The 12559-nt window shown below is 41.6% G+C and carries 14 protein-coding genes; 6 read left to right on the top strand and 8 right to left on the bottom strand.

Annotated features, from left to right (window positions below; all coding sequences use genetic code 11):
• Positions 1-43: 43 nt before the first annotated feature.
• The 3 genes from AC3IPL_RS02590 to AC3IPL_RS02580 are packed head-to-tail and all read right to left on the bottom strand — an operon-like array spanning position 44 to position 2571.
• On the bottom strand, positions 44-256 hold the full coding sequence (locus tag AC3IPL_RS02590; protein ID WP_489241550.1) for a hypothetical protein: 213 nt from the start codon (positions 254-256) through the stop codon (positions 44-46).
• Positions 257-290: 34 nt separating this feature from the next.
• Positions 291-2015 carry a chorismate-binding protein gene (locus tag AC3IPL_RS02585; RefSeq protein WP_489241548.1) on the bottom strand — a complete coding sequence of 575 codons (1725 nt, stop codon included), beginning with the start codon at positions 2013-2015 and terminating at the stop codon, positions 291-293.
• Complete coding sequence (locus AC3IPL_RS02580; protein ID WP_489241546.1) at positions 2008-2571, bottom strand: anthranilate synthase component II; 564 nt, start codon at positions 2569-2571, stop codon at positions 2008-2010. The genes AC3IPL_RS02585 and AC3IPL_RS02580 overlap by 8 nt, the downstream gene beginning before the upstream one ends.
• A gap of 158 nt (positions 2572-2729) precedes the next feature.
• On the opposite strand from AC3IPL_RS02580, the gene queC reads away from it, so the two are divergent.
• The 6 genes from queC (at position 2730) to AC3IPL_RS02550 (ending at position 6411) form a co-directional block, all read left to right on the top strand.
• Positions 2730-3389, top strand: coding sequence for a 7-cyano-7-deazaguanine synthase QueC (gene queC / locus AC3IPL_RS02575; protein ID WP_489241545.1), 660 nt, complete (start codon positions 2730-2732; stop codon positions 3387-3389).
• On the top strand, positions 3390-3806 hold the full coding sequence (queD, locus tag AC3IPL_RS02570; protein ID WP_489241544.1) for a 6-carboxytetrahydropterin synthase QueD: 417 nt from the start codon (positions 3390-3392) through the stop codon (positions 3804-3806). It abuts the gene before it with no gap.
• A complete protein-coding gene (queE, locus tag AC3IPL_RS02565; protein WP_489241542.1) occupies positions 3803-4513 on the top strand; it encodes a 7-carboxy-7-deazaguanine synthase QueE in 711 nt (236 codons plus the stop codon). The genes queD and queE overlap by 4 nt, the downstream gene beginning before the upstream one ends.
• A gap of 53 nt (positions 4514-4566) precedes the next feature.
• On the top strand, positions 4567-5148 hold the full coding sequence (locus tag AC3IPL_RS02560; RefSeq protein WP_489241541.1) for a hypothetical protein: 582 nt from the start codon (positions 4567-4569) through the stop codon (positions 5146-5148).
• 112 nt (positions 5149-5260) lie between these two features.
• Complete coding sequence (locus tag AC3IPL_RS02555; RefSeq protein ID WP_489241539.1) at positions 5261-5512, top strand: GlsB/YeaQ/YmgE family stress response membrane protein; 252 nt, start codon at positions 5261-5263, stop codon at positions 5510-5512.
• A 104-nt stretch (positions 5513-5616) separates the two neighbouring features.
• A complete protein-coding gene (locus tag AC3IPL_RS02550) occupies positions 5617-6411 on the top strand; it encodes an AIM24 family protein (RefSeq protein WP_489241538.1) in 795 nt (264 codons plus the stop codon).
• A gap of 52 nt (positions 6412-6463) precedes the next feature.
• On the opposite strand, the gene AC3IPL_RS02545 is transcribed toward AC3IPL_RS02550, so the two are convergent.
• The 5 genes from AC3IPL_RS02545 to pfkB all read right to left on the bottom strand — a co-directional run bounded on the left by AC3IPL_RS02545 (position 6464) and on the right by pfkB (position 12547).
• Complete coding sequence (locus tag AC3IPL_RS02545) at positions 6464-7168, bottom strand: pseudouridine synthase (RefSeq protein ID WP_489242241.1); 705 nt, start codon at positions 7166-7168, stop codon at positions 6464-6466.
• Between the two features lie 92 nt (positions 7169-7260).
• A complete protein-coding gene (locus AC3IPL_RS02540) occupies positions 7261-8595 on the bottom strand; it encodes a hemolysin family protein (protein ID WP_489241536.1) in 1335 nt (444 codons plus the stop codon).
• A gap of 121 nt (positions 8596-8716) precedes the next feature.
• Positions 8717-9541 carry an alpha/beta fold hydrolase gene (locus tag AC3IPL_RS02535; protein ID WP_489241535.1) on the bottom strand — a complete coding sequence of 275 codons (825 nt, stop codon included), beginning with the start codon at positions 9539-9541 and terminating at the stop codon, positions 8717-8719.
• A 157-nt stretch (positions 9542-9698) separates the two neighbouring features.
• Positions 9699-11624 (bottom strand): PTS fructose transporter subunit IIABC, encoded by a 1926-nt coding sequence (locus AC3IPL_RS02530; RefSeq protein ID WP_489241534.1) that lies wholly within the window; start codon positions 11622-11624, stop codon positions 9699-9701.
• A complete protein-coding gene (gene pfkB / locus AC3IPL_RS02525) occupies positions 11621-12547 on the bottom strand; it encodes a 1-phosphofructokinase (RefSeq protein ID WP_489241533.1) in 927 nt (308 codons plus the stop codon). Before pfkB ends, AC3IPL_RS02530 begins: the two co-directional genes overlap by 4 nt.
• Between the last annotated feature and the right edge of the window lie 12 nt (positions 12548-12559).

Raw genomic sequence — 12559 nt, 5'->3', positions numbered from 1 at the left:
ATAATATACGACCTTAGACCGAACTATCAAAAAAGTGCTCTACCTAACTTCGGTAGAACACCTCTAACACATTCAGTAGTTGTTCTCTCAACCCAAATACCAGGAAACCGACTATAATCACTGAAGTAATCATGGTTAAATATAGCCAGATAAGCACTTTATCCATATTACCTTTTTTAAGTAATAGCTGTACCTGCTGGTTACAGTAGTACACCCAGATACATAATCCAATGAGAAGCAGTAAGCTTATAATCATAATTTTCTCCTATAATGTTTCGAGATTAATAATTTTATTCTACGCTTTTCTGACGCGAATTGCTATTAATTATTTCCAAATGACGATCCAGATGAATTTCTGTCCACTCTCTCAATGAATTAATCATCCATAATTTGATGTGCGTTTGATGACTGAGCAATGCATCGACCGTCAGATTCCTTATGCTGATGATTTGACGATCCAGCAGCTCTTGACGCATACAGCCGCGCAGCATTTGTGGGACATCTGGAGTATATAACTTTCCGTCAAGTTCATAGACTAAGTTACCGATGTTGAATTCGGTGATGATATTGTCTTTATTATAATAGAGGGAGAGTGTCTGCGATTTAGTGACATAATGATGACGGATTGATGTCTTATGCTGCAGTCTATCACTATCTTCTTCCAGCATAGGCATCAGTACAGCATGACATGAGGTCGCAGGTATATCACGCAGCTCATACAACAATCGTCCTTCTGAAGCCGTCACTCTCAGCATTTTTGTCTGAGCTGCCGTTAAAGACAGCAGCGCTTCTAACTGTACAGGATCATACGACAGGTGAAAATGATTCAGGCTGTCAAGGAGACGTTGACGGTGGTAATCGCGTCTTTTAACTCCATTTTCATCGACCCGCATCGTCTCTATTAAATGAAAATCAGCAGGTGCAAGTGCAGTCAGTATTTTAGTTTTTGCTATCATTTCGTCGTATTCTTTTTCAGGAATAGAATCAATGGTAATACCTCCACCGACACCATAAGCATAGGTCCGTCCTTGTTTCTTAAGGGTGCGGATAGGTACATTGAATATCATCCGACCGTCAGGCAGCATCATACCGACAGCGCCGCAGTAGACATCCCGAGCTTCTTCTTCCAGCGCATCGATAATTGCCATCGTACTGATTTTAGGGGCCCCTGTAATAGAGCCGCACGGATACAAAGCTGAGAATATATCTACCAGTGATGCGCCCGTGACATCGGCTTCAATAGTCGAAGTCATTTGATACACTGTTTCGTATGCTGTGATTTCAAACAACGAGGTCACGGCGACTGAATTTTTAATTGCAATTCTGCTGAGGTCACTCCGCAGCAGGTCGACAATCATGACATTCTCAGCCTGATCTTTCAGTGATTTTTTAAGAAGACGCGCGTTCTTGTCATCCAGTCCGTTACGCGGCATAGTTCCTTTCATAGGTTTCGTATATATATGACCGCTGTTCTTGTCATACTCAAAGAATAGTTCAGGAGAAATACTGATGACTGCTTCTTCACCATCTTCAATGTATGCCGTATATTGACCGTTATGTTCAGTCGTGAGCCGCTGATAGACCGCATACGGCTGATTGTCACTCTGAGCTGACAAACGGACTGTATAGTTGACTTGATACGTGTTACCTTTGATGATTTCACTTTTAATCGTTTCTATCTGTGACATGATATATGGTGGTGACGTGTGAAACTGAAATTCCATCGGCATCATGAGCATCGTTTCTTCAAAAGGTTTGACCGGTTCAGAGAACACATAAAATTTAGCATATGTCTCTACCGATTTCGTTGTCATTTTATTGGAGAACGCAGCAGCAGCCTCGTAAGCGGTGTAACCGACTACATAATGTTCAGAGCTGTACTGTTCTGCCTTTTTAATGACTGATTTCACTTCTTCTGTCGTCTTCGCTGTCAGCACTGCGACAGGATCCTTGAAATAAAGTTCCACTGGTTGGTTATCTGTTAATGACATGAAATGCACACATGCTCTAATCATTTGCATACCTCACTATAAAATGATTCAACTGCTCTCGCCCATAATCTGTCAGTATGGACTCCGGATGATACTGCACCGCCTCTATCGGCAGTGTCACATGTTTGACAGCCATCACGATGTCACCAGCTGTTGCAGTCACCTTCAAACAGTCAGGAACATGTGCTGCCTGCAGTGAATGATACCTCCCGACAGACAGCGGTGACGGCAGTCCGGTGAATAGCCCCGTGCCGTCATGTGTGATTGCCTGTTGATGACCGTGAACCGGTGGACCTTCAACCACTTCTCCTCCGAAAGCAGTGACAATCACTTGAAATCCGAGACATATTCCTAGTATCGGATATTCCCGGCATTGCTCCACCACATCAAGACAGAGTGCTGCCTCAGTCGGATGACCCGGCCCAGGCGACAAAATAATCACGTCTGGATTCAATCCTTTAATCATCTCAATGGTGAGCTCATCAGGTGTACGAACTAAAACCTCATAATCCAATCCTTCTAAATAATGAACGATATTATATGTAAATGAATCGTAGTTATCTATCATCAGCAGCATCATAATCATGCCCTTCTCATTAATTTCTTTTAGTATAAACGTTTTTCTGTTACAATGATAAACGAATTTAATCAGAGGTTCCTAGCATATACCCTCTCTAAAAAACTAGTCTGACATCTTGCTAGGGAAAGATGTCTTTTTTTATGGGAAAAGGTGGAATTATGGACAAACAATTATTACATGATAAGGCATTAGTTGTTTTCAGCGGCGGACAAGACAGCACGACCTGTCTCTTCTATGCCCTGCAGCATTTTAAGGAAGTAGAACTTGTGACTTTCGACTATGGACAAAGACACGTCCTTGAAATCGATGTGGCAAAGAATATTGCTGCAGACCAGCAGTTAAAACATCATATATTAGATATGTCTTTACTGTCACAGTTATCACCGAATGCATTAACAGACCATACAATAGAGATTTCAAGTGAAGCAGCGATACCTAATACGTTTGTCCCGGCTCGCAATCTTTTATTTTTGTCATTTGCTGGAGCACTTGCCTACCAGATCGGTGCCAAACACATCATTACCGGTGTATGTCAAACAGACTTTTCCGGTTATCCTGATTGTCGGGATATGTTTATAAAATCTCTCAATGTATCTCTTAATTTAGCGACTGATAAAGATTTTGAAATCCATACGCCATTGATGTGGCTCGACAAAAAAGAGACATGGGCGCTTGCTGATTCGCTCGGTCAGCTGGAGTACATTAGAAATAACACATTAACTTGCTACAACGGCATTATTGCTGACGGCTGCGGCACATGCCCGAGCTGTCTTCTACGAAATAACGGGCTTCATGCCTATATGAAAGAGAGAGATTAAATGATACAGCAGATTTATCCCCAAGTCGCCCATAACTATCGCTTCGAACTTAATAAAGATATGAACTTTTCAAGCGCTCACTATATTCCACATCCTGATGCGGGTGCATGCGGCAGAGTTCACGGTCATACGTATTTCCTCAATCTCACTATCGCCGGCAATACGCTTGATGATGCAGGATTTCTTGTGAATTTCAGCACGTTGAAGCAGCTGGTTCACGGCCGGTTTGATCATCAGTTACTCAATGACCTTCCAGATATCAATCACATCATGCCGTCAACTGAAAAGCTGGCAGAATATATTCATGAAGTTGTTCAGAATTATCTCAGCTCATTACCCAATCAAGCCGTCTGTCTTCAAGTGTTTTTAAGAGAAACCCCTACAAGCTATGTCATCTATAGAGGGGTGCATCAATGAAAATCCCTGTCATGGAAGTATTCGGTCCTACTATACAAGGCGAAGGAATGGTGATTGGTCGAAAAACGATGTTTGTCAGAACTGCCGGCTGTGACTTTAGATGCAGCTGGTGTGATTCTAAGTTTACATGGGATGGCACAGCAAAAGAGGACATCCGGATGATGACAGCTGAAGAGATCATGAATGAACTGAAGGCGGTCGGCGGTGATCGTTTTGACCATGTGACCATTTCAGGAGGAAACCCTGCTTTAATCAAAGGCGTAGGTTCTCTCATTACACTTCTTCATCAAGAGGGGTGTGAAATTGCGCTTGAAACTCAAGGGACTAAATTTCAGGAATGGATGACTGAAATTGATCAGATGACTATCAGTCCGAAACCTCCTTCTTCCCATATGAATCACGACTTAAATCAGTTATCTGCTATCATCAGTCAGCTTAATCAGAATCAGATCAGTTTAAAAGTAGTGGTATTTAATGAAGAGGATTACCGATTTGCCCAAAGCATTCATGCCCATTATCCAGACATCCCTTTTTATCTTCAAGTCGGCAACCCTTATCTTGATGATGCTGTCGAACACCATACAGAAAAATTGCTGACACGTTATGAAAAGCTGATTGAACGTGTCATGATAGATGAACAAATGAATGGCGTTTTTGTGACGCCACAGCTTCATACATTGCTATGGAGTAACAAAAAAGGTGTATAGCGGCTGTTAAACTGATATAATCGCTTTAATGTTTAGTTATGGGAGCGTGGGTCATGGTTATTTTAATGTTAATCGGCTGCATGATTGCGAGCGCTCTTTTTTATGTGTACTATACGTATTTTAATCATTACTTACTATTATATATGCCGTCAGCCGTTACATTGACTGCGCTAGTCATATACCCACTTTCCGGTGAGGGAAATTTCATCAACCGGATATTTCTGCTGACTATGATCAGTGTTCTTTCCGTAGTTATCATATTATACAACAACCAGCTGCTGCATCTTTCCATTAAAAAACCATTCGAGTTATTAGTGATCACTGTATTCATCTGTATGTTAATCCCGCTGCTGTTTGCTACAAGCAGCGCATCGATTTTTATTGCCTCTGCTTATTTGAGTGTATCGGTATTTATTGCTGGTTACATCCTGTTTACACTTGGAATCATCGACCAACAGGATCCAGACAGTCCATATAGTATTTATCGGTTGATGAAACATCCTGTCCGTATAGGACTACTGTTAATGTACTCTACCGTCGTTCTTCTTACTATTTTCATGCCTTATAATTATTTATATGGTCTATGGTTTATACTGTTCTGCTTCTATATTTTAAGATCTGAGTCGTTAAATTAGTATAAAATTTAATTTAAATGTTTATCCTGTATAAATAGTGGTATATTTAGAACATGAGAGATTTCTCATCAGAATTTAATGTTCTTATTATTATTATTAGGAGGAAATACACATGGGCTTACTTCTTACATTAATCATGGGCGGTCTTATTGGTTGGATTGCTGGAATGATTATGGGTACTGATATTCCTGGAGGAAAAATCGGTAACATCATCGCAGGTTTACTCGGTGCAGCACTTGGCGGCTATTTATTAGGCGACTGGGGTCCTGATGTTTGGGGCGTTTCAATTTTACCAGCATTAGTTGGTACTATCTTATTAATTGCGATTGTTTCAATTGTTTTAAACATGATGAACCGTCGTTAGTTAAAGGGCCTTAGGGCTCTTTTTTTTGTGTTGATTTCTCCGTTTTTGTTCGACAGGTCATTCATTGATTTGTATACTTGTCATATCAGGGAGGAGAATACTCAATGAACAATCATGAAATAGATTACAAAATTTACGGTGATGATATTCAGTATGTAGAAATTGAACTGGATCCAAACGAAACAGTGATTTCTGAAGCAGGCAGTATGATGATGATTAATCCTTCCATTCAAATGGAAACTATTTTTGGTGATGGGGCATCTTCCGGCGGCTCCGGCTTTATGGATAAACTATTTGCAGCGGGCAAGCGAACATTAACCGGCGAAAGTTTATTTATGACGACTTTTACCAACCGAGGCTCAGGAAAAGAACATGTGTATTTAGCGGCACCTTATCCAGGGAAAATCATTCCTATTGATTTAAGCCGAGTCGGTGGAGAGTTTATCTGCCAAAAAGATGCCTTTCTCGGTGCGGCAAAAGGCGTTTCAGTCGGCATTGCGATTCAGAAGAAAATTGGTGTCGGCTTCTTTGGCGGCGAAGGATTCATCATGCAGCGACTAAGTGGAGATGGAATGGCTTTCATTCATGCAGGTGGCGCTATCATCAAAAAAGACTTACGCGCAGGAGAAGTACTGCAAGTAGATACTGGCTGCTTAGTCGGTATGACCAGCAGTGTCAATTATGATTTAGAACGTGTACCTGGCATTAAAACAAAGATGTTCGGCGGAGAAGGTATATGGTTTGCACGACTAGAAGGACCTGGAACAGTCTATATTCAGTCACTACCGTTCTCTAGATTAGCAAGCAGAGTATTTGCTGCGGCACCAGCGACAGGTACGAATCGAGGAGAAGGCAGTTCACTCGGAGGTTTCTTTGATTTACTCGGCGGTGATAATTAATTCACTGTCCCATTAATAAAAACGGAAAGCTGAAATTGTCAGCTTTCCGTTTTTATCTCTTTGGGTGATAATCCAGTTGTTTGAACAATTCGTCGCGCTCCTCGTTGTTTAAGTCCTGCCATTCCCCTGTCTTCAGACCATCTACTAAAATGTTCATCACTCGGACACGTTTTAATTTCCTCACATTATAACCTAATGCTTCACACATTCTTCTAATCTGTCTGTTCAAACCTTGCGTCAGCACAATGTTAAATGTATAGTCATTAATTTTGGTGACTGCGGCGGGCAGCGTCACGGTATCAAGAATCGCTACACCTTCTGACATATGTTTCAGAAATTCATCAGTCATTTTACGATCGACTGTTACTATATATTCTTTTTCGTGCTTGTTTTCAGCCCTGAGAATTTCATTGACGATATCTCCATCATTCGTCAGCAGGATCAAGCCTTCTGAATCTTTATCCAGTCTGCCGATATGAAATATCCGCTCCTGGTGTCCGACAAAATCGACAATATTCCCTTTAATATGTCGTTCAGTGGTAGAAGTAATTCCTCTCGGCTTATTGAGTTTCAAATAAACGTAACCTTTGTTTAATAACACCGGCTGACCGTCTACTACTACTGAGTCTCCTTGTTCGACTTGACTGCCGAGTTCTGCGAGCCGGCCATTAATCAGAACACGACCATCATTGATCATTTTATCAGCACCCCGTCTTGAAGTGATGCCTGATTCTGATAAATATTTATTGATTCTCATCATTAACCTCCAAAAAAAGAGAGACCATCGTCTCTCGCTTGATCATTTATGCCTATCATACGGTTTTGTGAAGTTCTTAATAAAACGTTCTATCATTCTTCCTCATTAGTAGGATGATGGCGGGAAGAATTAAATTCTTTATGCAGCGCTACTGATTTAATCTGATGATTTTCAGCATCGAGCACAACCCATTTATCAAATTCTGTATCGACATAGTCATCAATATCGATATCGGGATTTTGAGATTGCAGCCAGCCACCGATTGTATCGATATCATCTGAATCTTCAAAGACAATGCCAAACTGCTCTTCAATCTCATCGAGCAGTACACGCCCATTAATCTGATAAGTATTTTCTCCTGTACGAATGATATCGTTCACTTCATCATCATCGAATTCATCACGAATCTCTCCGACGATTTCTTCTAAAATGTCTTCCATTGTGAGAATACCGGCTGTTCCGCCGTACTCATCAATAACGAGTGCCATATGTACACGTTCCCGCTGCATTTTAATCAATGCATCGCTGATTCGAGTGACCTCATGAATCAACGGCAGTTCATGAATATGTTCCTTAATTCTGACCGGGTCACCTGATGCATACTTTGTCAGGAATTCTTTGACATTGATAAAACCCACAATATGGTCTTTATCGCCATCTTCTGATATAGGATAACGTGTAAATTGATGTTCGTTGACCACTTCAAGTAAATCTTCAATATTGAACGGCTGCGTCATAGTAATCATCTGAGTACGCGGCACCATAATATCTTTTGCCAGTCGTTCATCAAATGAGAAGATGTTCTGCATATATGCAAGTTCAGTATGATTGATTTCTCCACTCTGATAACTCTGAGTCATAATAATTTTGAGTTCGTCTTCGCTCATCGCCTGTTCATGACCTACAGGCTGAACGCCGAATATACGTAGAATCAGACGTGCTGCTCCGTTCATAGACCAGATAATGGGTTTCATAATGATTCCAAAGAAATATAACGGACGGGCAAAAGCCAGTGTCATTCGTTCTGCATATTGGATCGCGAGCGATTTAGGTGCAAGTTCACCTATGACCACATGTATAAAAGTAACGATGGCGAAGCTTAGTGCAATTGTAATAGGTTTAGCAAGATCGGTCGGTACATTCAACATATGGAGTACAGGATGAATGACTGATTCAAACGTAGATTCCCCGATCCACCCAAGTCCAAGGGCAGTTACTGTGATGCCGAGCTGACATGCTGATAAATAATAATCCAGCTCGTGTACCATGTGCTGAACTGTTTTCGCTGACTTATTTCCTTCTGATACAAGCTGATCGATACGTGATGTACGAACTTTCACTAAACTGAATTCAGAGCCGACGAATAATGCCGTCATTGCGATAAGAAAAACAAATAATAATAAACTCGATATGGTCGATATGTCCAATTAATTCCCCGAAATTAGGGATTCACCTCCGGTAATAGTTGATGTGAGTGCAAGAGTCAGGTTGTAAGATGTTAAGACCTTCCCAATGCAGTCACCTCCTTAAAGCGCGTGATAGATAGTATTATTTTACCACAATTACTTCATCATTTGGTAATTTTCGCATTTGCATTGTATTCTCAATCGACTGGACAAAGTGTGAAGTGATTTTATTGAATTTGTCCGGTTGATCAATATTACAGACATGACCACTATCAGATATGAGTTCACATATAAAATTTTCGTGTTCCTCTGTCACTTGTCTGACCGGCGGAATGAACAGATAATCTTCTTCCCCCATGATAAACAGCGTCGGAATGTTAGAGGTTGAAATCTGGAGGTGACTCAAATAAGGATTGATCAACCTAGTGAGCGTGAACCATTTAACAAACTGCTTCTGACTCATCTTTTTCGCTTCATTGATAAAAGCAAGCCTTGATTCTTCATGTGCCTTTTTCGGCATAATAATGTACGCAAAAAGTTTGTAGAGCAGCATGTACGGGATGATCTTTCTCAAATTTCTTCCGATGAACAGCAGTATTTTTGTTCTGACATCAAGTGCAAGAATCGCTCCTCCAAGAACAAGTGACTGAACACGTTCAGGATATTTGTCAGCTATCGTCTGAGCAACGATAGTGCCGAGACTCATTCCAATCATATGTGTCCGTTGAATATTCAGATAATCCAACACTTCAATGATTTCGTCAGCAAGATCTGAAAATGAATCGCCTTTTTTCCAGCGGTCTTCCTGAGACTTCCCATGTCCTCTTAAATCAAGTAGTAAAATATTATAATCATGTCTGAAGTAACGGATTTGTTTGAACCAGATGGTTGAACTCCCGCCCGCACCGTGAATAAACGTCAGCCAAGAAGCACGTTCATCTTTAATATAAGTTTTGTAGTATAACATTAATTTACAGTCCGTCCTTAATATATTTTATCTTATATCATATTAGACCTTGCCCTATAAAACAAATAATAACCATTGCCCATGTGGACAAAAATAGGCGGTCCTCAAAAGTCACTTGAGGACCGCTCGTTCATGTTAAACCATCAACATGGATCATTTATGCTGCTGCAGCACGTTCTGTATCCATTTCCTGTGCCAATTCTTCTTCTGACAATTTCGGTTTAATCAAGCCATAAACAACAGCAGAGATTAATGTTCCGACTACTAACGATAACAGGAAGCCGCCGAGATGAGCCATGTCTAACCCTGCCACCCATAATCCACCATGCGGAGCAGGAATTCGACATCCAAATGCCATCGCTAGTGCACCTGCAGTAGCACTACCCGCAACCATTGAAGGAATGACACGCAGTGGATCTGCGGCTGCAAATGGGATAGCACCTTCAGTAATAAATGATGCACCCATAATTAAGTTGGACAATATTGAACCGCGCTGTGATTTTGTATATTTGCGTTTGAAGATCATCATTGATACTGCAATGGCAAGTGGCGGCACCATCCCGCCGATCATTGCAGCTGTTATCGGTGCATAGTTTTCTCCGGCAATCGCAGCAATTCCGAAAGCATAAGATGCCTTGTTAATAGGACCACCCATATCTACTGCCATCATCCCGCCTAAAACTAATCCAAGCAGCACAATGTTTGCACCGCTCATACCACTCAATGTTGTATTCATCCATTCATTCAACCATTTAGTTGGAGGATTAACGATATAATACATGATCAGCCCGGTAGTTAACACGCCAAGTAACGGATATAACAAGGTAGGTTTTGTACCTTCAAGTGCTTGAGGCAATTTGCTTAACACCTTTTTGATACCTTGAACTAAATAACCTGCCAGGAACCCTGCGATTAAACCGCCGAGAAATCCTGAACCACCGCTGACTGCCAGCATACCGCCCACCATACCTGGTGCTAGTCCAGGACGGTCAGCAATACTCATTGCGATGAAACCAGCTAAAATCGGAATCATCAGTGCAAATGCACCACCGTTACCAATCGCCCATAATGCTTCAGCAAATGGATTGTAATCATCCTTCGTAGGATCAAATGATGTTATACCAAACATAAATGCAACGGCCATCAATATACCACCGGCTACAACGAATGGCAGCATGTTGGATACACCGTTCATCAAATGTCTATAGAAACCTGTTTTCTCGCTGCCGGTAGATGCCGCTCCTGCTCCACCTTTTGCGACAAACTTAGGACGTGAGTCATCTTGAGCCATACGAATCAGCTCTTCAGGACGTTTAATACCGTCAGCTACTGGAACCATAACTACATTTTTACCGTCGAATCGTGCTGTATTGACATTGACGTCTGCTGCAACAATGATACCTTTAGCACGTCTGATTTCATCAGCAGTCAATTGATTCTTCACGCCGCCTGAGCCATTAGTTTCCACTTTGATCAGGACACCCATTTTTGCAGCTTTGTTCTTCAATGAATCCGCTGCCATATAAGTATGTGCGATACCAGTCGGACAAGCAGTGACTGCTAGTACTAAATTATCATCATTAGGTTGTTGAACGGCTGCAGCAGCTACGTCTTCACGTTTGTCTTCCGGCTCATCATGTGCATCGATAATCGCAAGTACTTCATCTTTTGTTTCCGCATTTAACAGCTGCGCTCGAACATCTTCATTCATCAATATCCCTGACAGCTTCGCAAGAGCATCCAAATGTGTCTGTGCCCCACCCGCTGGTGCTGCAATCATAAAGAACAGATGTGCAGGCGTACCGTCAAGAGATTGATAATCGACACCTGATTTAGATTTACCGAACGCAATCGCAGGTGTTTTCACTGCGTCTGTCTTTGCATGCGGTATAGCAATTCCTTCGCCGATTCCTGTCGTACTCTGTGATTCACGCGCGTGAATCGCATCATGGTATTTCACTTTGTCATATAGTTTTCCAGCTGACCATAGTGTATCAACCAGTTCATCAATGACAGCATTTTTTGAAGATGCATTTAAATCAAGAGCAATCGTTGATTCTGTCAATAAGTCTGTAATTCTCATCTACTTACCTCCGTTAATGTTGTAATCGTTATTTGTCCAATCATTTCTTCAATATCCTGCTGTACTGCCAAATCTTCTGTAAAGGCTGTGGCTGTTCCAGATGCCACTGCTCTTCTGAAGCTGTTTTCCAGCGTTTCGTTACAAGACAGTCCAGCCACCATACCAGCTACTGTTGAATCTCCCGAACCTACTGTATTGACTACCTGCCCTGTCGGTACTTCCGCTTTAAGAACAACGCTGTCAGTAACGAGAATAGCTCCGTCTCCTCCAAGAGAAACGAGCACTTTCTTGGCCCCTTTTTCCATTAATTGTACAGCACAGCGGGTAATGGCCGCGTCATCAGTCAATGTTTCACCGAACATTTCTTCAAGTTCCACTTTATTCGGCTTAATAAATTCAGGACCATACGGCAGTACCGATTCGAGGAGTGTTTTCTCAGCATCTACTACAAATTTGATCTTTCTCTCACTGCAGCGTTCAGCCATCTGCTGATAGATAGATGAATCAACAGCACCAGGGATACTGCCTGAAATAATAACTATATCATCAGCTGTCAGCTGCTCCAGCTGTGTTAACAGCTCAGCCTGCTGGTCAGCTGAAATATCAGGTCCAGGTGCATTGATTTCAGTTTCATTCGACCCTTTCAGTTTCACATTAATGCGTGTATCTCCGTCGACATGTATAAAATCGGTGTTAATACTGCTGTTAGCCAGCTCCTCTTCAATGAATTTCCCTGGAAATCCTCCAGTAAATCCAAGGGCGGTCGATTCCACGCCATGTTCTTTTAAAACTCTTGATACGTTGATACCTTTGCCTCCAGCAAACTTAAAAGTACTGTCGGCGCGGTTCAAACTTCCGAGGTTGAACTGAGACGTGAACATGACGTAATCAATGGATGGATTTAATGTTACTGTATAGATCATGAATGTTCCTCC

Source organism: Macrococcus sp. GL_134 (assembly GCF_057834705.1).
The sequence above is the reverse complement of the archived record's forward strand: the minus strand, read 5'-3'. Positions and strand labels throughout refer to the sequence as shown.

What these genes read in the sequence shown, in the direction of transcription:
- AC3IPL_RS02585 (WP_489241548.1), bottom strand. Translation starts at nt 2,015, where the DNA reads ATGATTAGAGCATGTGTGCATTTCATGTCATTAACAGATAACCAACCA.
- AC3IPL_RS02545 (WP_489242241.1), bottom strand. Translation starts at nt 7,168, where the DNA reads ATGAGAATCAATAAATATTTATCAGAATCAGGCATCACTTCAAGACGG.
- queD (WP_489241544.1), top strand. Translation starts at nt 3,390, where the DNA reads ATGATACAGCAGATTTATCCCCAAGTCGCCCATAACTATCGCTTCGAA.
- queC (WP_489241545.1), top strand. Translation starts at nt 2,730, where the DNA reads ATGGACAAACAATTATTACATGATAAGGCATTAGTTGTTTTCAGCGGC.
- AC3IPL_RS02580 (WP_489241546.1), bottom strand. Translation starts at nt 2,571, where the DNA reads ATGATGCTGCTGATGATAGATAACTACGATTCATTTACATATAATATC.
- AC3IPL_RS02555 (WP_489241539.1), top strand. Translation starts at nt 5,261, where the DNA reads ATGGGCTTACTTCTTACATTAATCATGGGCGGTCTTATTGGTTGGATT.
- queE (WP_489241542.1), top strand. Translation starts at nt 3,803, where the DNA reads ATGAAAATCCCTGTCATGGAAGTATTCGGTCCTACTATACAAGGCGAA.
- pfkB (WP_489241533.1), bottom strand. Translation starts at nt 12,547, where the DNA reads ATGATCTATACAGTAACATTAAATCCATCCATTGATTACGTCATGTTC.
- AC3IPL_RS02530 (WP_489241534.1), bottom strand. Translation starts at nt 11,624, where the DNA reads ATGAGAATTACAGACTTATTGACAGAATCAACGATTGCTCTTGATTTA.
- AC3IPL_RS02535 (WP_489241535.1), bottom strand. Translation starts at nt 9,541, where the DNA reads ATGTTATACTACAAAACTTATATTAAAGATGAACGTGCTTCTTGGCTG.
- AC3IPL_RS02590 (WP_489241550.1), bottom strand. Translation starts at nt 256, where the DNA reads ATGATTATAAGCTTACTGCTTCTCATTGGATTATGTATCTGGGTGTAC.
- AC3IPL_RS02550 (WP_489241538.1), top strand. Translation starts at nt 5,617, where the DNA reads ATGAACAATCATGAAATAGATTACAAAATTTACGGTGATGATATTCAG.
- AC3IPL_RS02560 (WP_489241541.1), top strand. Translation starts at nt 4,567, where the DNA reads ATGGTTATTTTAATGTTAATCGGCTGCATGATTGCGAGCGCTCTTTTT.